The organism is Candidatus Methylomirabilota bacterium, assembly GCA_035709005.1.
Lineage (GTDB): Bacteria > Methylomirabilota > Methylomirabilia > Rokubacteriales > CSP1-6 > 40CM-4-69-5.
Genome location: DASTFB010000012.1, coordinates 1 through 20,252 on the forward strand (window position 1 = coordinate 1; position 20,252 = coordinate 20,252).

At 67.5% G+C, this 20,252-nt stretch carries 20 protein-coding genes and 1 pseudogene; 5 read left to right on the forward strand and 16 right to left on the reverse strand.

Annotation, left to right across the window (positions count from 1 at the left end):
* Nucleotides 1-806 (reverse strand): hypothetical protein (locus tag VFR64_02215; GenBank protein ID HET9488560.1); only part of this gene is annotated, 806 nt, incomplete at its 3' end.
* 131 nt (nucleotides 807-937) lie between these two features.
* Between VFR64_02215 and VFR64_02220 the strand changes: the two genes are divergently transcribed.
* Both VFR64_02220 and VFR64_02225 read left to right on the forward strand, forming a co-directional pair.
* Nucleotides 938-2,056 carry an amidohydrolase family protein gene (locus VFR64_02220; protein ID HET9488561.1) on the forward strand — a complete coding sequence of 373 codons (1,119 nt, stop codon included), beginning with the start codon at nucleotides 938-940 and terminating at the stop codon, nucleotides 2,054-2,056.
* A 2-nt stretch (nucleotides 2,057-2,058) separates the two neighbouring features.
* Nucleotides 2,059-3,732 carry an amidohydrolase family protein gene (locus VFR64_02225; GenBank protein HET9488562.1) on the forward strand — a complete coding sequence of 558 codons (1,674 nt, stop codon included), beginning with the start codon at nucleotides 2,059-2,061 and terminating at the stop codon, nucleotides 3,730-3,732.
* Here VFR64_02225 and VFR64_02230 read toward each other — a convergent pair.
* The 4 genes from VFR64_02230 to VFR64_02245 all read right to left on the reverse strand — a co-directional run bounded on the left by VFR64_02230 (nucleotide 3,719) and on the right by VFR64_02245 (nucleotide 6,246).
* Nucleotides 3,719-4,000: a hypothetical protein gene (locus tag VFR64_02230; protein ID HET9488563.1), complete on the reverse strand. Its 282-nt coding sequence runs from the start codon at nucleotides 3,998-4,000 to the stop codon at nucleotides 3,719-3,721. The genes VFR64_02225 and VFR64_02230 overlap by 14 nt on opposite strands.
* 50 nt (nucleotides 4,001-4,050) lie before the next feature.
* On the reverse strand, nucleotides 4,051-4,260 hold the full coding sequence (locus VFR64_02235) for a hypothetical protein (GenBank protein HET9488564.1): 210 nt from the start codon (nucleotides 4,258-4,260) through the stop codon (nucleotides 4,051-4,053).
* A gap of 109 nt (nucleotides 4,261-4,369) precedes the next feature.
* On the reverse strand, nucleotides 4,370-4,918 hold the full coding sequence (locus VFR64_02240; protein ID HET9488565.1) for a 3-phenylpropionate/cinnamic acid dioxygenase subunit beta: 549 nt from the start codon (nucleotides 4,916-4,918) through the stop codon (nucleotides 4,370-4,372).
* Nucleotides 4,915-6,246 carry an aromatic ring-hydroxylating dioxygenase subunit alpha gene (locus tag VFR64_02245; protein HET9488566.1) on the reverse strand — a complete coding sequence of 444 codons (1,332 nt, stop codon included), beginning with the start codon at nucleotides 6,244-6,246 and terminating at the stop codon, nucleotides 4,915-4,917. The genes VFR64_02240 and VFR64_02245 overlap by 4 nt, the downstream gene beginning before the upstream one ends.
* A gap of 121 nt (nucleotides 6,247-6,367) precedes the next feature.
* On the opposite strand from VFR64_02245, the gene VFR64_02250 reads away from it, so the two are divergent.
* The gene (locus VFR64_02250) at nucleotides 6,368-7,264 is read left to right on the forward strand and encodes an NAD(P)-dependent oxidoreductase (protein HET9488567.1); all 897 of its coding nucleotides are present in this window, start codon (nucleotides 6,368-6,370) and stop codon (nucleotides 7,262-7,264) included.
* Here VFR64_02250 and VFR64_02255 read toward each other — a convergent pair.
* Genes VFR64_02255 through VFR64_02265 form a run of 3 tightly spaced genes read right to left on the reverse strand, consistent with a single transcriptional unit; the run spans nucleotide 7,261 to nucleotide 8,609 of the window.
* Nucleotides 7,261-7,686 carry a type II toxin-antitoxin system VapC family toxin gene (locus tag VFR64_02255; protein HET9488568.1) on the reverse strand — a complete coding sequence of 142 codons (426 nt, stop codon included), beginning with the start codon at nucleotides 7,684-7,686 and terminating at the stop codon, nucleotides 7,261-7,263. The two genes, VFR64_02250 and VFR64_02255, sit on opposite strands and share 4 nt — an antisense overlap.
* Nucleotides 7,683-7,976, reverse strand: a complete 294-nt coding sequence (locus VFR64_02260) for a hypothetical protein (protein ID HET9488569.1) — start codon at nucleotides 7,974-7,976, stop codon at nucleotides 7,683-7,685. The genes VFR64_02255 and VFR64_02260 overlap by 4 nt, the downstream gene beginning before the upstream one ends.
* A 51-nt stretch (nucleotides 7,977-8,027) precedes the next feature.
* The gene (locus VFR64_02265; protein HET9488570.1) at nucleotides 8,028-8,609 is read right to left on the reverse strand and encodes a methyltransferase domain-containing protein; all 582 of its coding nucleotides are present in this window, start codon (nucleotides 8,607-8,609) and stop codon (nucleotides 8,028-8,030) included.
* Nucleotides 8,610-8,618: 9 nt separating this feature from the next.
* On the opposite strand from VFR64_02265, the gene VFR64_02270 reads away from it, so the two are divergent.
* A complete protein-coding gene (locus tag VFR64_02270; protein HET9488571.1) occupies nucleotides 8,619-11,021 on the forward strand; it encodes a xanthine dehydrogenase family protein molybdopterin-binding subunit in 2,403 nt (800 codons plus the stop codon).
* On the opposite strand, the gene VFR64_02275 is transcribed toward VFR64_02270, so the two are convergent.
* The 8 genes and pseudogenes from VFR64_02275 to VFR64_02310 form a co-directional block, all read right to left on the reverse strand.
* The gene (locus VFR64_02275) at nucleotides 11,008-11,607 is read right to left on the reverse strand and encodes a DUF1080 domain-containing protein (protein ID HET9488572.1); all 600 of its coding nucleotides are present in this window, start codon (nucleotides 11,605-11,607) and stop codon (nucleotides 11,008-11,010) included. The genes VFR64_02270 and VFR64_02275 overlap by 14 nt on opposite strands.
* 51 nt (nucleotides 11,608-11,658) lie before the next feature.
* Nucleotides 11,659-12,374 (reverse strand): annotated as a pseudogene (locus VFR64_02280) (SDR family oxidoreductase).
* 285 nt (nucleotides 12,375-12,659) lie between these two features.
* Nucleotides 12,660-14,087: an FAD-binding oxidoreductase gene (locus VFR64_02285; GenBank protein HET9488573.1), complete on the reverse strand. Its 1,428-nt coding sequence runs from the start codon at nucleotides 14,085-14,087 to the stop codon at nucleotides 12,660-12,662.
* Between the two features lie 201 nt (nucleotides 14,088-14,288).
* Nucleotides 14,289-14,654, reverse strand: coding sequence for a nucleotidyltransferase domain-containing protein (locus tag VFR64_02290; GenBank protein HET9488574.1), 366 nt, complete (start codon nucleotides 14,652-14,654; stop codon nucleotides 14,289-14,291).
* 166 nt (nucleotides 14,655-14,820) lie between these two features.
* On the reverse strand, nucleotides 14,821-15,411 hold the full coding sequence (locus VFR64_02295; GenBank protein ID HET9488575.1) for a hypothetical protein: 591 nt from the start codon (nucleotides 15,409-15,411) through the stop codon (nucleotides 14,821-14,823).
* Between the two features lie 56 nt (nucleotides 15,412-15,467).
* A complete protein-coding gene (locus tag VFR64_02300) occupies nucleotides 15,468-15,701 on the reverse strand; it encodes a DUF4926 domain-containing protein (protein HET9488576.1) in 234 nt (77 codons plus the stop codon).
* Nucleotides 15,702-16,175: 474 nt separating this feature from the next.
* The gene (locus VFR64_02305; protein HET9488577.1) at nucleotides 16,176-17,168 is read right to left on the reverse strand and encodes an ABC transporter substrate-binding protein; all 993 of its coding nucleotides are present in this window, start codon (nucleotides 17,166-17,168) and stop codon (nucleotides 16,176-16,178) included.
* 137 nt (nucleotides 17,169-17,305) lie between these two features.
* Nucleotides 17,306-18,331: an ABC transporter substrate-binding protein gene (locus tag VFR64_02310; protein ID HET9488578.1), complete on the reverse strand. Its 1,026-nt coding sequence runs from the start codon at nucleotides 18,329-18,331 to the stop codon at nucleotides 17,306-17,308.
* 424 nt (nucleotides 18,332-18,755) lie between these two features.
* Between VFR64_02310 and VFR64_02315 the strand changes: the two genes are divergently transcribed.
* Nucleotides 18,756-20,246, forward strand: a complete 1,491-nt coding sequence (locus VFR64_02315) for a UbiD family decarboxylase (protein ID HET9488579.1) — start codon at nucleotides 18,756-18,758, stop codon at nucleotides 20,244-20,246.
* Nucleotides 20,247-20,252: the final 6 nt, after the last annotated feature.

Sequence of the window (20,252 nt, forward strand, 5' to 3'; positions counted from 1 at the left end):
GCCTCGCCCGCATCGCGCCACTTCGTGTAGAGCAGCCGCTGCGTCAGGTGAAAGAGCAGCGTGGACGTCCGGGTATCTTCCAGGTGGTCCAGGCTCAGATCGACGGCCTCGCCGATGATGCCGGCGTTCCGGGTGATTGTGGGCCCGACCAGGTCTGGCGTCAGCATCAGCGTCGACTCGTCGGTGAACCTGGCGGTGCGCCTGCTCTGCGAGCGCCGGACAGCGTTGATGGTCTGCCAGGCGATGAGCATGGCCATGACGGTCGTCTTGCCGGCGCCGGTGGCCAGCTTGAGCGCGAGCCGCATCAGCTCTGGATTGGCGTCGTTGTTGGCGTTGGTCAGGTGCTCCAGGAACCCCTTGCCGGCGCGCTCGCTCGGCGCTACCTCCGTCAGCCAGATCACCGCCTCGACGGCCTCGATCTGGCAGAAGAAGGGCCGGATGCCGGCGAACTCGTGGTGCCGCCAGTGCTGGAGCAGCCTGGCCGTCTCGGGCGTCACACCCCAGTGGCTCGGGTTGCCGATGGCACGCCACTGATCGACGCGGCGGCGCAGCTCGTTGATGAGGGGAGTGGGATCGTACTGCTGTGTAGCAGTCGACACGCCTGCGCCCTCGTCAAAGACAAGGCGCTCCTGTCCGGTACGGCGCTTGTGTTTCTTCGGCCTGGGGATCGGGGTGATGAACCGCGCTTCACGCCGAGATTCGATGAGCCGCCCGGTAGGCTGGCCGTCCGCGTCGAGCTCCCAGTGGCGGGCGGGGTACTCGTATGGCGAGTTGAGGATCGGCCGCTCGAAGAAGCTGCCGTCCAAGGTGGGATCATTTTGTGTATCAGTCCATTCCTTGTCAATCGCGGCCCGGCCCGCCACCGGGCGAAGCCCCATTTGCCCCGCCCCGCGCCGGCATGGGATAGTACCGGCCAGATAGCCCGCGGAGGTAGGCCATGGCCAAGCAAGGGTTCCGCGTCATCGACAGCGATCTCCACGTGATCGAGCCCCGCAGTCTCTGGGAGGATTATCTCGATCCCAAGTTCCGGGGCCGGATCGTCACCGTTCCGGGCGACTACGGCGCGGTGCGCGCCCATGTGGACGGCAAGGTCCTGCCGCCCTACGCCGACCGGCCGGAGCGACAGCGCGCGTGGTCGTTCCGTTATCGCCGCCCGGGCGCCGAGCGCCTGCATCGGGGCACGCTGCCCAAAGAGGCGCTCGAGGCCATGGACATCGAGGGCATCGACATCGGCATTCTCTTCCGGACGTGGGCGACCCAGGCGATCAACATCGACGGCCTGGAGCCGGCGTTCGCGGCGGCCATGAGCCGGGCCTGGAACCGCTGGATCGCCGACTTCTGCCAGGAGAGCCCGGAGCGTCTCAAGCCTTCGGCCCTGGTGCCCCTTCAGGATATCGACCTGGCGGTGGCCGAGGCCCGCTTCGGCGTGCGCGAGCTGGGCGCCATCACCCTGGTGCTGCCCTCCCACCTCGTCAACAACCGTCCCATCTACGACCGCTACTACGACCCCCTGTGGGCGGCGGCCCAGGAGATGGACGTCGCGGTGTCCTTTCACGGCAACCACGCGGTGTACGCCGAGCACCTGGCCAAGCGCTACCTGGACAACCTCGTCCTCAGCCACGCCTGCGGCCAGCCCGTGGAGATGATGCTCACGCTGGGGGCTGTGGTGACGGGCGGCGTCCTCTCCCGCTTCCCCCGGCTGCGGATGGCCTTCCTGGAGGGCAACTGTGGCTGGCTGCCCTGGTGGCTGTGGGCCCTGGACGAGCGCTGGGAGGCCTGGGGCGATCAGGAGCGGTTCCAGCAGGACGCCAAGCCCTCGGAGCTCTTCCACCGCCAGTGCTTCATCTCGGCCGAGCCCGAGGAAGAGCTGGTCAAGTATGTGGTGGCCGAGCTGGGCGACGACACTCTTGTGCTGTCCACCGACTGGCCCCACGACGACTCGCGGTTCCCGCACGCCATCGACGGTTTCCTGGCCGACGTCCCGATCCCGGCCGACAGCAAGCGGAAGATCCTCTGGGACAACTGCGCCCGCCTGTACAAGCTCGGGGGGAACTGAGCATGGCCTACGACCTGGTCATCAAGAACGGGATGGTGGTCGACGGCACGGGCTTCTCCCGCTACCGCGCGGACGTGGCGGTGAAGGATGGCCGCATCGCGGAGATCGGCAAGGTCAGCGGCGTGGCCGAGACCACGCTCCACGCCGACGGGCTGTTCGTGGCGCCCGGCGTGATCGACCTGCACACCCACTACGACGCGCAGCCCTACTGGGACCGCCTGTGCACCTCGTCCATCTGGCACGGCGTCACCTCGGTCCTCATGGGCAACTGCGGGCTCACGCTGGCCCCCCTCCGCCCCGAGCACCGCGACGCCATGCTGGCGACCTTCTGCTGTGTCGAGGACATTCCCGTACGGTCGCTGGCCAGCGTGCTCCGCTGGGAGTGGGAGAGCTTCGACGAGTACCTGCGCGCCATCGACGTGGGGCTGGGGCTCAACCTGATGCCGCTGGTCGGCCACAACCCCCTGCGGCTGAGCGCGATGGGCCAGGCCGCCTGGGACCGCGCGGCCACGCCGGACGAGGTCGCCGAGATGCAGCGCCTGCTGCAGGCCTCGCTGCAGGCCGGCGCCTGGGGGTGGAGCACCACGGTGTCGCCCACCCACGCCGGGCCCAAGGGCGAGCCCGTGCCCACGCGGCTCGCCGACGACGCCGAGCGCCTGGCGCTGGGACGGACCCTGGGCGAGTTCAACCGGGGCATCATCGAGATCCTGCCGCCGGGGGCCGGCAAGCCCGGCGAGAGCGACCGCGCGCACCTGCGCGAGGTAGCGGTGACGAGCGGCCGGCGGGTCTTCTTCCTGACCTTCGACGCCGACGCGCGGGGCTTCGTGGAAGACGCCACCCGGGAAGGCGCCCAGCTCACGGCGCTGCTGCGCGCCATCCCCTTCAATCCGAAGTTCACGCTGAAGAAGAGCACGTTCTTCAGCAACCTCGACGGCTGGGACGTGGTCATGGCCAAGCCGTTCGAGGAGCGGCTGGCCGCGCTGGCCGATCCCGCCCGCCGGCCCGCGCTGCGTGAGCAGGCCATGCAGCGCCAGCGGCGGCGGCCGGGGGTGCCGGGCCGGTTCGTACCCTGGGCGTCCATCATCGTCAAGACGGTGGCCCGGGCCGAGCACCGCCCGCTGGAAGGCCGGCGGCTCGTGGAGATCGCCGAGACCGAGGGCAAGCACGTGGCCGACGTCATGCTGGATCTCGCCGTCGCCGAGCGACTGGAGACGGAGTTCCAGCTGGTGACGCGGTCCGCCGAGCAGGAGCGCGAGCTGGCCGAGTTCGTCAAGACGGGCCACGCCCTGCCGTCGCAGACCGACGCCGGCGCCCATCTGAACACCAACCCCTGCACGGCGGGGGAGTCGAGCTACGTGCTCGGGGAATGGGTCCGAGAGCGGCAATATCTAACGCTGGAGGAGGCGGTGCGACGCTTCACGTTCCAGCCGGCGCGCATCATGGGCCTTCGCGACCGTGGCTGGGTGGCCGAGGGGATGGTCGCCGACCTCATGGTGTTCGATCTGGCCCGGATCGGCGTGATGGACGACGAGATCACGCACGACGGCCCCAACGGCACGCCGCGGCGCGTGCAGGGCGCCCACGGCGTGGACTACGTCATCGTCGGAGGCCAGCTGGTGCTGGACCACGGCAAGCACACGGGGGCGCTGCCCGGGCGGGTGCTCAGGGCTTCTTGAGCCGCACCTCTTCCAGCGGCGCCGACCAGGGGTACGGGTTGATCAGCATGAGCGCGGGCTCTTCCACCCGCGGCCCGACCCCGCTGGGCCAGATGTACTGGTAGATCGGCGCGATCCGCACCCGCTCGTGGACGAGCTTCTGGATCTGGTGCAGGAGCGCCTCCCGCTTCTTCTTGTCGGCCTCCCGGCCCTGCTGCTGGTAGAGCGCATCGATGTCCGGGTAACCACCGTACGCGTAGGTTCCGGTCGACGGGTACACCTCCGACATCCGCGACGCCGCGTTGCCGTAGAGCGCGCTGGTGCAGACGCAGACCCCTTTCAGTTCTTCGTCAGCAGGGCCGAGTAGTAGGCCGCGCGCTCCATCGGCCGCATCCGCATCTTGATGCCCTCGCCGCCGTCGAAGCCGTTGGGATAGCCGGCCTCCGCCAGGAGCTTCTTAGCCCGCGCCGGATCGTAGGGATCCGGCGCGATGGGCAGGGCTGCCCTGGACGAGCTTGCTTTTCGCCCGGTGGAAGCTGAACTTGACATCCTCCGCGGTGAAGGGGTTTCACCATCGCGTCGTGCAGGGCGTAGAGGATCCAGAACGGGGTGAGCGCGCCCACGAGCCTGGACGAGCCCTTTCATGGCTTCTCCTTGATCAGAAGAAAAAGGTGAGATTCTTCGTCAGCAGCACGCTCTGGTCGAGGATGATCTTGCGTCGGGCGATCTGCCAGCGGCCGTCCACCCGCCGCAGCAGATCCTCCCGCTTGCCGACGAGCACATCGGTCTCGGTCTCCACGCGGTTGCGATAGATCAGGAACCGGCTCTTGACGCCGACTTCGGTCGGCGACGGGCCCGCCGGTTGCGCCGACAGGATCTGGACGTTGGCGATCATGTGACAGATCCGGGAGGGTGGCTCCTCCGCCCAGTGCACGCCGGTGCGGAGCTGGCCGACCCGGCGGCCCAGCGTCGCCTTGCCCTCGTCGAACCAGTTGACGTCCGTCCCCTCCCGCGTGAACTCCCGGCCGCCCTCGCCGGCGGGGACGTTGCGGCGCATCGGCATCCAGTACCGCGCGTCCTCGGTGAAGAGGGCGAGCCACTCCTCGTACCGGCGCTCGTCCAGGAGCTCGGCTTCCCGATACAGGAACTCCTCGACCTCCTGCTTGAGGAGGAACCGGGCGAGCTCCGGGCTGACGGGGGCGTTCACGGCGCGGCCAGCTCCTTCCAGCTCGCCGCCTCCATGAGCTGGCGCCAGCGCCCGTAGAAGCCGCGCTGATTGTGCTCGCTGGCGTTGGCTTCCGTCACGTCGGCGATGACGCCGGGCAGCGCCAGGCCGTGGTCCTCGAAACGCGCCGTTGCCCGGCCCAGGCCCATCTCGTAGTTGTAGGCGTAGCGCCGGGCGATCGTCCCCCGGCTGGCCCCGTGGGCGTAGTTCCAGTTTTCCATGTCGTCCTGCTCGGTCAACCCCGCCGGCCCCGAGTAGCGGATGTAGTACTGGCGCAGGAAGTCCTTGACCTCGGCCGGCGCGTCGGCGTCGACGAGATACCAGCGCCACACCTCCGTCTGGTGCGGTCCCCGCGGATGCCACACGGCGAGCGTGCGCGGCTGGCGGGCCAGAGGCGACGTGTTGGGGAAGATGGTGCCCGGGCCGCCGAAGAGGCGGGCCTGGGCCCCGCGCCGGCGCTGGCGCTCCTCCTCGCAGCGCCGGAAGTACTCGGCCACGTCCGGCGCGTCCTGATAGGCCGGCGCGATCGGCGCATCGGGCGGCCGGAGGAAGACGATCATCGAGTGGCCGAGGTCGGGAAACGAGACGTCGAGCCAGCGCGCCTGATTCCGTTCCTGCATGTCCCGGCGGCCCTTGCCGCTGGGCCCGATGCCGACCAGGTCGACCGAGCGGTGGCTCACGTTGTGATAGCGGTCGCCCGAGAAGTTCTCGGCGGGAAACTTCCAGTTACAGGGAATGAGCCACTTGTGGACACCGCCGATCACCTCGGTGCCGCCCTCGCGGCCGTCCCAGGCGTCGAGCAGCAGGTCGAGGTAGAGCTTGTACCCGCCGAGGTAGTCGAGAAAGGCCGGGGCCTCGGGGTCCCAGGTCGCCCAGAGGGCGCCTTTGTAGTTCGTCATCTGCGCGACCTCGACCAGTCCCCACCTGGTCCGATCGAGCCGAGGCCCGTAGGCGTCCTTCGCGAAGGGCACCCCGACCAGCGCACCGTCGGTCCCGTAGCTCCAGCCGTGGTAGGGGCAGGTGAACTCGACCGTGTGGCCTTCGTCGTAGCGGCACACCTTCATGCCCCGATGCCGGCAGGAGTTGAGGAACACGCGGACGCGGCCGGCACCGTCGCGGCAGACGATGACCGACTCCTCGCCCATGGACGAGACGAAGAAGTCTCCGGGCTGCCGGACCTGGCTCTCGTGGCCGACGAAGAGCCAGGCCCGCGCGAAGACCCGCTCCAGCTCCTGCCGGTAGAGCTCCTCGCTCACGAAGATCTCCCGGCTGACGATCCCTCGCTCCACGTCGACCAGGCCGTCGAGCATCAGGGTCCCTCCCGCGCCACCTTGGGTGAGCACCGTCCCTGGCTTGCGGCTATCATGCTGTCCCGCACGCTGTCAAACGCGGGCTGGCCGCAGAGGCCAGCCGCCGGGAGGAGGCGCCGACATGCGCATCGGATTCATCGGGTTGGGAAACATGGGCGGGCCGATGGCCTTGAACCTCATGAAGGCCGGCCATTCGCTGGTAGTGCACGACGTCCGGCAGGAGGCGGCCAAGCCGCATCTCGAGCGCGGGGCCAAGTGGGCGTCGAGCCCCCGGGCCGCCGCCGAGGGTGTCGAGCTGGTCCTGACCTCGCTGCCCGGGCCGCCCGAGGTGGAGGCCGTCGCCGTTGGCGCCGACGGGATCGTCCACGGCGCCAGTCGGGACACGATCTACGCCGACCTCTCGACCGGCTCGCCGGCGGTCATCCGCAAGCTGCACGGCGTCTTCCAGGAGCGGGATATTCACATGCTGGACGCGCCGGTCAGCGGCGGCGTGATCGGCGCCCAGCGGGCGACGCTTCAAGTGATGGTCGGAGGCGACGAGGCGCTGTTCGAGAAGATCAAGCCCGTGCTCCAGGCGATCGGCAACAGCGTCAGCTACATGGGCGGGATCGGTTGCGGCACGATCGCCAAGCTGGTCCACAACATGATCAGCATGGCCAGCCGCATGGTCATCGCCGAAGGGTTCACGCTGGGCGTCAAGGCGGGGGTGCGGCCGGAGGCGCTGCTGCAGGCGGTCAAGGGGGGCTCGTTCGGTCAGGGCCTGGCCCTCAGCCACATGCTGCCGGACGTCGTGTTCAAGGGCGACTTCGACACGGTCCGCTTCGCGCTCAAGCTGGCCCGCAAGGATCTGGGCCTGGCCACCGAGCTGGCCCGCCAGTACAACGTGCCCATGCCCATGGCGTCGCTGGCCGAGCAGACCATGGTGGAGGCGATGGTGCGCGGCATGGCGGACAAGGACTCCACGGCGCCCTTCATGCTGCAGGAGGAGCGGGCGGGGGTGAAGGTCCGAACGCGTTAGGGACCGAGGACCAGCAAACCTTCTCGGCCAGCGGCTTCGGCCTGATTGGCGTCGAGCGTCACGAAGGTCAGTGACTCCGGGTCGTCGCCCGCCGCCACCAGAGCCGCTCCGATCTGGAGCGCATCCGCCGCCCGCAGGGGATGGCTCTCGACGATGCGCTCAGCCTGGCGGCGCACGAGGTCGAGGGCGCTCACCTCCGACCATCGCTCCCACACCTCGAGGATCGCCCGCCGGGCCGCCACGAGAGCCGCCGGTGCGGCCCCGGCCTCTCGTCGCCGGCGCGCGAGCGCGGAAAGCAGCTCGACACGCGCCAACGTCCAGACGACGACGTCGTCGTCCTCAGCCATCCAGCGGCGCACACGTGGTGTTTGTCGCTCGACCACGACCAGCGGAACGAGCGCCGAGGTGTCCCAGAACCTCACCAGCCCGACTTCCGATCCGCCCGCAGGGTTCTCAGCACGCCACCTTTCACGCGAATCGGACGCCAGCCCCGTAACCACTTTGCCGTGCCGCCGGAGCCTCGCCGGACGATGCCCTGGCGCTCGAGCTGGGCCAGGCGGTCGTTGCTGGACGCGATGGAACGTCCCTGGACGGGCACCAGGCAGGCCACAGGGCGGTCGCGCTCGAACACCAGCACCGTTCCTCCGCGCTTGACGTGAGCGAGATACATCGACAGACCGTTCTTCAGCTCGGCCACTCTGGCCTTCTTCATGTGGCCATGTTAGTCATGTTGATCGATCGGGTCAACCCTACGCCATCGCGATCACACGACGCGGCCCAGGATGAACTGAATGACATTCCGGAAGTGGCGTGGTCCGTCGCCCTGGGGATACATCGTGGCCATGACTTCCGCCTTTGCTTCCTGCTGGCGTTCGGGCGGAAGGTCAGCTGTCGTGACCCCGGCCAGGACGTCCCACGCCGCCGCGAAGGTCTCGAAGTCGAAGCCGAGCGTTTCGCGTTCGACGCGGGCCTCGATGCCAGCATCGGCAAGCTGCTGCAGGAAGGGGCTGGGGTCGTCCAGGGCTCCTGGCCCAACCCCGGGCACGGGCGGAGGGCCGCCCAGGCGCCCCGCCGTCTGTTGAAACAGCACGATGTCGCAGCTCTCTGGTCCCGCCCAGACGGCGGCGACCAGCCGCCCCTGCGGCCGCAGCACCCGCGCCAGCTCACGCGCCGCCGCGGCGCGATCGAGCACGTACATGAGGCTAAGCGAGGCGAGCACCACGTCGACGGCTCGATCCTCGAGCGGCAAGCTCTCGGCGCGTCCCTGGCGGAGGCTGACCTTGGTCAGGACGGCCGCGTCCATCCGCCGCTGGGCCAGCCGCAGCATCTCCGGGCTGATGTCCACGCCGATGACGTGACCGGACGGTCCGACCTGCCGGCGGCGCGCTCGGTGACCGCCCCGACAGGAACGCCGGCCGGCTACAATCCGGGCATGAGCATCGGCCAGCCGCTCAGGCGCAAGGAGGACGGCCGCCTGCTGCGCGGGCAGGGGCGGTTCACCGACGACTTCTCGCTTCCCGGGCAGGCGTACGCGGCGATGGTGCGCTCGCCGCACCCGCACGCCCGCATCGTGACCATTGATGCCGAGAGCGCCCGCACGATGCCGGGCGTGCTCGCGGTCTTCACGGGCGCCGACGTCCTCGCCGACGGCCTGGGCGCGATCCCCCACAACCCGGTGCCGTCCAACCGCTACGATCTCAAGCTCCGCGCTCCGAACGGCGGATCGATCTTCTTCGGCCCGCACGTGCTGCTGCCCGCCGACCGGGCTCGCCACGTGGGCGAGGCGGTCGCGATGGTCGTGGCCGAGACGAGAGCCCAGGCGGCGGACGCGGCCGAGGCCGTGCGCGTGACGTGGGAGCCGCTGCCGTTCGTCGTCGACACGGCGGAAGCGGCCGAGGGCCGGGCGCCGGCGGTGTGGGACGAAGTGCCCACCAACGTCTGCGTGGATTGCGCCTTCGGCAGCGACGAGGCGGCGGTGGACGCCGCCTTCGCCCGCGCGGCTCACGTGGTGGCCCGGGAGTTCCACGTGGGCCGCGTGACCGGCGCGCCGATCGAGCCGCGCGCCGCCCTGGGAGCGTACGATCCGACCACTGGCCGCTACGTTCTCTACGCGGGGAGCGGCGGCGCGGTCCGCCAGCGCCGCGAGATCGCCGAGGTACTCGGCCTGCCGCCTGAACGGCTGCGCGTCGTCTCGCTCGACGTCGGCGGCAACTTCGGGACGAAGAACCGCGTCTATGTCGAGTCGGGCCTGGTGCTCTGGGCGGCACGCAAGCTCGGGCGCCCGGTCAAGTACACGGCCACCCGGGCCGAGACCCTGGTGAGCGACTACCAGGGCCGTGATCTGGTGACCCGCGTGAAGCTGGCGCTCGACGCCGACGGCCGCTTCCTCGCCTTCAGCGCCGACAACGTCTCCAACGTGGGCGCCCGCGCCGTGTCGTTCTCGCCGCTTGGCAAGGGCTCCGCGCTGGTGACCGGCAACTACGACATCCCGGTGGCGCGGGTGCGCTCGCGCGCCGTGTTCACGCACACGGTGCCGACGCAAGCCTATCGCTCCTCCGGCCGACCGGAGGTGACCTACGCCATCGAGCGGCTGATCGACCTGGCCGCCGCGCAGACCGGCATCGACCGCATCGAGCTACGCCGACGCAATCTGATCGACGCCGGCCGGATGCCGTACACCAACCCCTTCGGTATGGTTTACGACAGCGGGCGCTACGCCGAGAACATGGCGCTGGCCATGCGCCTGGCCGACTGGGACGGCTTCGCCAAGCGCCGGGCCGAGGCCGAGGCGCGGGGTCAGTTGCTGGGCCGGGGGCTCGCCAACTACGTCGAGTCGTCCGTGGGCACGCCGCGCGAGCAGGCCCGGCTGACGGCGCGCCCCGAGGGCGTCGTGGACGTCGTCATCGGCACGCAGTCGGCGGGGCAGGGGCATGAGACGAGCTTCGCCCAGGTCGCCGCCGAGCGCCTGGAGCTCGACGTCGCGGCGATCCGCATCGTGCTGGGGGATACCGATGTGGTCCGCGCCGGGGGCGGGACCCATTCGGGCCGGTCCATGCGCATGGCGGGCACGGTGATCGCGCTGGCCGCCGAGGACTTGATTGCCGAGGGCAAGCGCGAGGCGGCCCAGGCCATGGAGGCCGCCGAGGCCGACGTGCGCTACGCGCGCGGGCGCTTCACCGTCGCCGGCACCGACCGCGGCATCGGCCTGTTCGAGCTGCCGGATGGGCTCACGGTGACGCGCGACAACGAGATGCACGAGCCCGTCTTCCCGAACGGTTGCCACGTGTGCGAGGTGGAGGTCGATCCGGAAACCGGCGCCGTCCGCCTGGCGCGCTATGCTGCGGTCGACGACGTGGGCCGAGCCGTCAACCCCATGATCGTCGAGGGCCAGACCCACGGGGGCATCGTGCAGGGGCTCGGCCAGGCGCTGGGTGAGGCCTGCGTGGTCGACCCCGCTACCGGCCAGACCCTCACCGGCTCGCTGATGGACTACGCGCTGCCCCGCGCCGGCGACCTGCCCTCGTTCCCGACCCTGCTGAACGAGGTGCCGTCGCCGACGAATCCCCTGGGCGTGAAGGCTGGCGGCGAGGGCGGCACGACGCCGGCGCCGGCGGTCGTGGCCAGCGCCATCGCCGATGCGCTGGCGCCGCTCGGCGTCGCGCACATCCCGATGCCAGCCTCGTCAGCGGCGATCTGGGCGGCGATACGCCGGGCCCGGGCGATTCCGCCGGACGGTCCGCGGCTCAGAAGGGCCTGAGCTCGACCTTGCGGAACTTCACGGTGCCGCGACCCCACTGAAGCGCGAACGGGCCGCTGGTGAACTTGGAGTCCCGGATGTCGACGGTCTTCTTCCCGTTCAAGACCACCACGAGATGCGGGCCGCGCATGGTGATCTCGTACGTGTTCCACTTGCCGCCCGCCTTCGGCCTGGGTTCGGCGACAGGAGCCACCTTCACGATGGCGCCGGTGGCGTACGTCGGGTCCGGGCGCTGGTCGAAGATGTTGGCCTCGTAGCAGCTCTCGTCGGTGATCTTTTCCGGATTCTGGCAGCGCATGAAGATGCCGCTGTTGGCGTCGTCGCTGGCCCAGAACTCCACGCGCATCATGAAGTCCCCGTACGAGTTTTTTGAGACCAGGTAGGCGGGCGTCTTGCCGCCCTGAGTGGCCTGGATCGCGCCGTCGGTGCCCATCCAGTTCGCTTCGCCGACACGGTTGAAGTTGTCGAGCCCCTTGGTGCCATCCACGAACGTGATCCAGCCGGGCTCGCCGCCGCGCATAGCGCAGCCACTGAGCGCGGCGACGAGAACCGCAACGACAACAGCGCGGAACGCCAATCCGTTCATGTCAGGCTCCCTTCACGTTGTTTGTGCAGCTCTCAGTCGCGGGGGACATGCCTACCCGATCTGTATTTCGGGCGGCACCTCCGGATTCATCAAAGATGCGCCACCGTCCGCACAAATGACCTGGCCCGTAATCCATTCGGCCTGGTCCAAGCAAAAGAGGGCAACGACGTTCCCCACATCCGCCGGTGTCCCCAGGCGCCCCATCGGTGTCCAGCCCCGGACGTGCCAGTTCCGGATCAGCTGCTGGGCCTGGTCAGGCAATGTGTTCAAGACGCTGTCTTCCGTCCAAGCCGGACTGATGGCGTTCACGGTGATCCTGCGCCTGGCGACAGCGACGGCGAAGTACCGCACGAGAGACTCCAGTGCGGCCTTTGCCGACCCCATGCCGACCCAGGGCTGCAGGCCGCCGGTTCGACTCCCGGCGGCGTAGGTGATAGCGAAGATGCGACCGCCGTCGCGCATCAGCGGGAGCGCTTCCCGAACGCCGACGAGAAACGCCTTGGCCTGAGAATCGAACGCCGTGTCCCACTGCTGCGGGGTGATGTCCAGGGGGGGTTGAAAGAAGGTCGGTACCTCGGGCCGCGCATTGCTCACGAAGATGTCGAGCTTCGCGTGCGAACTTCGGCGAGGGTCTCTTTCGCGGCGACATCGTTCTGGTAGTAGTGGACCGCGACCTTGACGCGTCGATCCGCCAAGGCCAGCACGATCCCTCTCCCGATGCCGCGCGAACCGCCAGTAATCAGCGCGTGCTTTCCATCAAGGGTCATGTGAGTCTCCTCCCGTTATTCGGGCTCGACATGATCTGGATGGGGGCTCATGCTGCCCGGGACTATAGCCTCCTGACCGAGCGGAGACAAGGCATCGGCCGCCAATTGACGCGGCCGCGCATGGCCCACCAGCGCCCCAACCGCCGATCAGTCGATGACCCGATCCGCGTGCACTGGGCCGAGCATCGCGGAGCGAAAGCGGCAAGCAGCTGGCCCCTGAGTCGGCCTATTGGCCATCCAACATCCAACCGTATTGCACGAGACGCGGTGCGCCGTTTACTCGGCTTACTGCCACTGCCGCGCGACGACCGTCGGCTTGATGTTCTGGTTCAGTCGGAAAAGGTTCGTGGGGTCGTACTTCTCCTTCAACGCGAGTAGCCGCTGATATTTGTCGGCGCCGTAGGCTGCCCGGACCCGCTCGGCCCCCTCGTCCCCTTCGCGACCCAGATAGTTCACGTACACACCGCCGGTCGAGAACGGTTGCATGGCCTCCCAGAAGTCACGCGCCCACTGCGTGCAGCGCTTCGCCTCGGCGGGATCGGTGCACAGCCCGAGGGCGACGAACGCGTGCTGTGCATCGCGCGCCGCGAACGCGGTGGTATCTCGATCGATCCGTCCCACCGCGCCGCCCAGCTGGTACTCAAGTAGCGCATGGCACAGCGGCGAGGCGAGCGCCGTGCAATGGGCGATCATGGTGTCGATCGCGTTGTCGCCGACATCGTGAAGGAAACTCGACTTCCAGTAGTGCTGCATCCCGGATGGATACGAGGCGTCCAGCATCGTCTGGACCGCGGTGTATGAGGTCGGCCCCAGCTGATCGACGACCGGCGTGCCAAGCTTTTTCAAGGGCGCCAGCAGGCATTCGCCCTCGGCCACGGGCCCGCAGTAGCACGCGGCGATCCCGGCGACCTTCGCGCCGTCTGGGAGCGTGAGGAGGGCGGCATCGACGGCCAGTTCGTCCGGAGCCGTGTGCGTCAACTCGCGGTACCGCTGGAGCACCTCCCTGGCGATGGCGAAGGGATAGAACACGAACCCGCCCACTACGGGACCGACGGGATGGAGCCGATACTCGAACGAGGTGACGACGCCGAAGTTGCCACCCCCGCCGCGCACGCCCCAGAAGAGGTCTGCGTTCTCGGAATCGCTAGCCGTGCGAAGCTGCCCGTCCGCGGTGACGATGTCGACGGACATGAGGTTATCGCTCGCCAGGCCGTACTTCCGGGCCAGCCAGCCCCAGCCGCCGCCGAGGGTCAGGCCGGCGACCCCGGTCGTGGAGACCTGACCACCCGTGGTGGCCAGCCCGAAGACCTGAGTCTCGTGATCGAACTCGCCCCACGTCACACCGGCCTCGGCCCGGGCCGTCCGTCTGCCTGGATTGACGTGGACGCTCTTCATCCCGGAGAGATCGATCATGAGGCCGGCGTCGCACGCGGCGTTGCCCGCGACATTGTGGCCGCCGCCGCGAACGGCCAGAACCACGTCGTGATCGCGTGCGAAGTTGACACACGTGATGACATCGCCAGCCCCGGCACAGCGGGCGATCAGCGCCGGTCGCTTGTCGATCATGCCATTCCAGATCTTGCGGGCTGCGTCGTACCCGTCGTCGCCGGCGCGCAAGAGTCGACCGCGCAGGCGGCCCTTCAACTCCGCGACGGCCGCCTCTCGGAGAACGTCTTCGGCGCCGCTGTTCATGATGATTCGCACGTCTGCCATGGCTTCCTCCTTTGTTCGGCCGCCATTGCGCCTCTAACGGCCCAGATCAGCGGCATGGGAAAAGCAGCGCGCCTTTTGCGCCTCGCAAAAGGCGTGACGCTTTTGACATGTCCGCTGCATCTGGTTGTTATGTGGCACGCTGAGCGCCTTCGGCTAAGGCGGTCCGGAATACATCGTTCAATCGAGCACGAAGATCGCTGCCTACCAACAGATCCGGCCGACCCTGACCGGAGAAGGTCGCACACCGTGGCGCTCCAATTCACCCTCAATGAATTCACCGATCTCGGGGATAGGATCACCGAGACCGAGTTCCGAGGTTTGCGCTTTTAACTCGGGAAGATTCGATATGGCCTGTCGGATTCGCGTTGGCGCCACCAAATCGACTAGGTCCTGAAAACGCACCGGAAGTATACCGAGTCCTTCTTCAATGTGTTTTATCGCCAACAAGGGACGGAGCACGTAGAAGTACTTCTTAAGGCGCACCTTGTCCTTATACAGGTACGCTCGCGCATTGCGGCGTGCCATGCGCGCGAAGCGCGTCCGCTCGATTGCGAAGTTATCCGTCATCTGTGCGTTCGAGCCTCGGACACGGCGCCATCACTGTCACGTCACGGCTCGATCCTGACTTCGATCGTCCCAAGGCGGTCGAACCGGGCGACGACACGATCACCGGCGCGTGCGGCGATCGGAAGGGTGAAGCTCCCCGAAAGGATCATCTGCCCGCCTGTGAGCTTCAGTCCCGTCGCGGCGAGTTGATTCGCCAACCACGCAACCGCCTTTGCCGGCCCGCCCAAGACTTCTGAGCCCGTGCCATTGCGACAACCTCGCCGTTCTTTTCGAGCACGACTGTGATTGACGCGAGATCGCCGACGTCGGCAGGCGTCATCACCGAAGGCGAGACCACCATGTACGCCGCCGCGGCATTGTCAGCCGTAACATCCTCCAGCTTCCATCCTCCGCTGAAGCGAGTCCTGGCGAGCTCCAGGGAGGCGCCGAGCCCTCCCGTAGCTGAGAGGATGGCGGATTCGGTGAGACCTGGCCCGGAAACCTCGTGGGCAAGGGAGAAGGTCACCTCCGGCTCCACGAGGAAATCGGGCCCGCCGGATAGGGATACCTCGCTGGCGGCCAGAGCGGTCTCGAAGGGGTGACCCCGCGTTGGCTCACGAGCTTGAAACCGCTCGCGGATTATCGGATTGGTGAACGCGGTTTTCCATCCGACGTGGCGAAGACCTGAACGACTCTTCAGCGCTGCGACACGCGCTTGGATTTCATAGGCATCGGCCAGCGTCAATTCCGGGTGCTCGCGAGTGAATGGGACGAGCATCCTCCCGCTCTGTTCTGCCCCGGCCGGCAGGTGGAATGCGTGGTTATCCGTCGATCTCAAGCCGAGCGTCGGCACGTTCTGACGGCGACGAGATCGTCGTCAGCTACCGCGCGGACGTCCCGGACGCCCAGCGTAAGGAGCGCTGCTGTCCTGCCAGACGCGGTCACAAACTCCACCTCGAGCCCGTCGGGCTCATAGACCTCCACCACCGCGCCCAGATCGCCCTTCCGCAGCCCATACTCGGGTACGTCCCGGTCGAGAACGATGGTGTCCAAAACGCGATACGTCATCTTCCGGCCTCCGGATACGCCGTCACGAACCTGGCGAAGTCCTCACCGGCGCGAATGACCCAGACGCTCACGAGGGCCGCCGGGGCGCCGGCTGGCCCAACCAGAGTAGCGCGGACCACGTATTTCTGCCCGTATCGAGTCGGTTCGTCGGCCGTCGCTTCCTTGGAGAGGTGCTGGCTACGGAGGTCTGCCTCGAGCTGCCTCTAATTTTGAGATGAGTAGCCAAGTGACTGAAAGAAGGCGGCTTTGAACCGCCCCACGGGATGACCGCGTGAGAGCAGGTAGTCATGCAGCTTTGCCGGTTCGACAACTGCACGATCCGCATTCGGGATCAGCAATCGCTAGCGTTCCTTACGTTCTCCTGAGTCCGCCAACTCTGGTACGGATAACGCTGGGCATCAGCCGCGCGCGTAGCGCGTCGGCTGCATGCCCGAGTTAGGGTTCGGTTCCGCCACATCATTCGCAAAAGGGCGATCAATCGATCAGCTGGTCCGCCCGAATCAAGAGCGATTGTGGAATCGGCAAGCCGAGGGCCTTGGCGGTGGTGAGGTTGATGATCAGCTCAAACTTCGTCGGTTGCTCCACGGGGAGGTCGCCAGGCTTGGCGCCCTTCAGGATCCTGTCCACAAACAACGCCCCATGCCGGTACATCTCTGGCAAATTCACTCCATAGGCCATCAGACCACCAGCCCCGGCGAGTTCCCTGACTCCGTACATCGCCGGGATTCGGTACGTCGCGGCGAGGTCGATGATCCGTGCTTGATGAGCCAGGAACATCCCGTCCGGAGGTACCGTGAGAGCTTGCACGCGCTCTTGGGTCATCGCCGAAAAAGCACCCTGGAGGTCTTGGGGGTCCCGCACCGCCATCGCATGAAGCTGTACCTTGAGCCGCCGCGCTGCGGCTTCGATCACCTTCAAACTCGGTCCATGTATCGGGTTGGCGGGGTTCCAGAGGGCAGCAATCCGAGCGGCTTCGGGCACCGCCTCCTTGAGGATCTCAAGGCGTTTCGCATTCAACTCCACGCCTGCGAGGTGTGTCCAGCCCGTGATGTTGCCCCCGGGGCGCGCCAAGCGAGGGACGAGTCCACTCCCGACCGGATCGGCGACAAATCCGATGACGATCGGAATCGTCGTGGTGGCTTGCTTGGCTGCCAGCGCTGATGGCGTCGTCGAGGCGAAGATAATGTCAACCTTGAGGCGTACCAGATCAGCCGCAAGCTCGGGGAGCCGACCCTGCCGTCCCTCGGCGTATCGAACCTCAATGACCATGTTCTGGCCGTCGATCCAACCGTACTCGCGAAGCCCTCGGCGAAACGCCTCCAGGTGCGGTGTACCGGGGGCCGCCGATCCGAACTCAAGATACCCTACCCGGGCTGTCTTCGGCTGTGCCTCAGTGGCAGGCCCGGCAGTGAGTACGCCGAGGACGAGGACGACGACGACAGGCATAAATTCCTTGCGAGTAACCATCCCACCTCCTATCACCGAACTTTCCTCTGGGTCGGCCTCACCGTAACCACTTCCCCTCGAGAGTTCCCGAAGCCGAACGCAGCGCTCAGCGGCCGGCGCAGCCGGTCCGCTGAAGCGGCTTGTTCGACGAGCGCGGCTCACTCGACGATCTCGTCTGTCCTGAGCAGCAGCGATTGGGGCAGGGTTAATCCCAGCGTCGCGGCCGTCTTACGATTGACGGTGAGATAGTATCTCGTCGGCTGTTCCGCGGGCACGCCGGCCGGGTTGGCGCCTTTGAAGATCCGATCAATGTAACGTGCCGCCGTTCGGTAAGTGTCTTCCACGCTGACTCCGTAGGACATCAGCCCACCCTCCCGGACGATGAAGTTCCATTCATACATGGCGGGAATGCGGTGGCTGGTCGCGAACTCGACAACCCGCTTGCGATTCGTAGTGGTAAGCCCGTCTGCCACCAGGAACATGGCGTCTGGACGACGGCGCGCCATCGCAGAAAACACCTCGGCGAAGTCATCGGGCCCCCGCAGCCCAAGGGCTTGCACCTCCACCCTGAGGGTGCGCGCGGCCTTTTCAATCTCACGGTAACGAAGTGTCATCCCTTGATCGTTTGCGTTCCAGAGGATGGCAATTACACGCGCCGTCGGCAATGCTTCCTTCAGGAGTTCCATACGCTTGCCGCTGAGCTGAATCGATTCGTCGGTCAACCCAGTCACATTCGCACCGGGACGCGCGAGGCTGGCTATCAGCCCAGTCTCCACCGCGTCTCCGGCAAACGTCGCCATGATGATCGGAATCGAGGAGGTCGCTTGCTTCGCCGCCACCGTCGCCGGCCCGCCATTCGTCGCGATCACGTCCATCTTGAGTCGCACGAGCTCGGCGGCCAGGCCCGGCAGTCGCTCCACAAAGCCCTCCGCAAAGCGGGCTTCGTACACGATGTTCTTGCCCTCGACATAGCCGAGACCGCGCAACGCCTCGCGGAGCGGGCCGGGGGGCGCACCGTCGGGTGTCCGACTTGCTACCGCGAGGAAACCGAGCCGAAACACCTTCTGGCCGGGTTGCGCTACGGCCAGTAGGGGAGCCACGAAGATGCCGAGCGCCAGTGATAGCGCAACGGCGAACCTCAGGATGGGCGGTCGAACATGCCAAGACGCCGTGGAGCCGTCCATGAATCTCCGTCTCCCGCTGATCTGAGTTTTCGTCGAACTAGAATTCGACGCCGGGATAGGCTGATCTGCATAACACCACAAGCGCCGCGAGTTCCGGCGGCCTATCTCGGGCGGCCAACTGGACGAGAAGTGCATTTCGGCCTGCCGATTTAGCGCGTTGCCCAACAGGACCGCGTTTAAGACGCTCTGGATAGGCTGCCCGATCGCGCAGCGTATCCCGGCGCACTTGGGTTGAAATAACAGGGGGAGGCGGCTTCCGACAACGGATCCGAGTGACTGCGTGAGGACGATGAAGACCGCCCCCTTTCGTTCCTGGCGCCGGCGACTATAGCGTGTCTCCGCTGGTGCGGGCAAGGACGACAGCCGCCACTTGACGCCGCCGCGGTAGCGACGTATCCGTAGGAGCCTCAAGGGAGGCGGCGGCATGGAAGAGCGCAGCACGGTCGATGTCCCGCGCGATCTGCGGGAGTGGATAGCCCGGGCCGAGGCGATCGGCCAGATCCAGCGCATCCGGCAGCCGGTCGCCCGGGACGAGATGGGCGCCATCACGTACATGGCCCACCAGACGCCCAACGCGCCGGCGCCGCTGTTCGAGAGCATCGAGGGCTGCCGGCCAGGCTTCCGCGCCCTGTGGAACCTGATCGGCTCCAGCACCGACCGCTTCGCCCTCGCCATCGGGGAGCCGACCGGCCTGCCGGTGATGGAGCTCATCCGCCGCTGCAAGAGCCGGTTCACGCAGAGCCTGGCGCCGGTCTTCCTCGACCCCAGCCAGGCGCCCGTGAACGCCAACCACATCTATGGCGACGACGTCGACGTCATGATCTTCCCGGCCGGCCGCCACTGGCCGCGCGACGGCGGCCCGTACATCGGCACCGGCGACGCCGTCATCACGCGCGATCCGGACGCCGGCTGGCTGAACGTGGGCTGCTACCGCCAGATGGTCCACGACGGCAAGCACGTCGGCCTGTACCTGTCGCCGGGCAAGGACGCGCGCCTGCACATCGAGCGGTACTGGAGCCGGGGGGAGCCCTGCGAGGTCGTCGCGGCGTGGGGCGTGGACCCGGCCATGTTCATCGCGGCCTCGCTCACGTTTCCCAAGACGGTCTCCGAGCTGGACTTCATCGGCGGGATCGCCGGCCGGCCCGTGGAGCTCTGCAAGGGTCAGGCGGGCGGGGTGCCGTACCCGGCGCGCGCCGAGATCGTGATCGAGGGGGTCGTGCATCCCGAGGCCCTCAAGCGCGAGGGGCCCTTCGGCGAGTTCACCGGCTACTACGGCCGGCCCGAGGACTTCGCCTTCGTCGTGGAAGTGAAGGCCATTCACCACCGCGACGAGCCCATCCTCACGCACGCGCTCATGGCCGACTATCCGGCGAACGAGACGAGCCTGCTCTACTCCATCGCCCGGTCGGCCAAGATCTGGAACGACCTCGATCGCCTGGGCGTGCCGGGCATCCAGGGTGTCTACTGCCATCCCGCCGCCGCGGGGGGCTGGGGCATGACGATCGTCTCGCTGGAGCAGCGCTATGCCGGCCACGCCCCCCAGGCGCTGGCCCTGGCCGCGCAGTGTCCGGGCGGCGCCTACTTCGCGAAGTGGATCGTCGCCGTCGACGAGGACGTCGATCCCTCGAACATGAACCAGGTGCTGTGGGCCATGGCCACGCGCTGCAATCCGGTCGAGGACATCGACATCCTGCGATCCACGTGGTCGACCTGGCTCGATCCCACCCAGAACCCGCCGGAGGAACGGCCCTACGGCTCGAAGGCGCTGATCAACGCCTGCATGGAGCACCGGTACATCAAGCAGTTCTCCAAGCGCACGAAGGTCAGCCGCTCCGTCTACGAGTCGGTGGCCCGTCGCTGGAGCGAGCTCGGGTTCACGGGCACGCCGCCGAAGCTCTGGGCCCTCGAGGACTGACAGCCG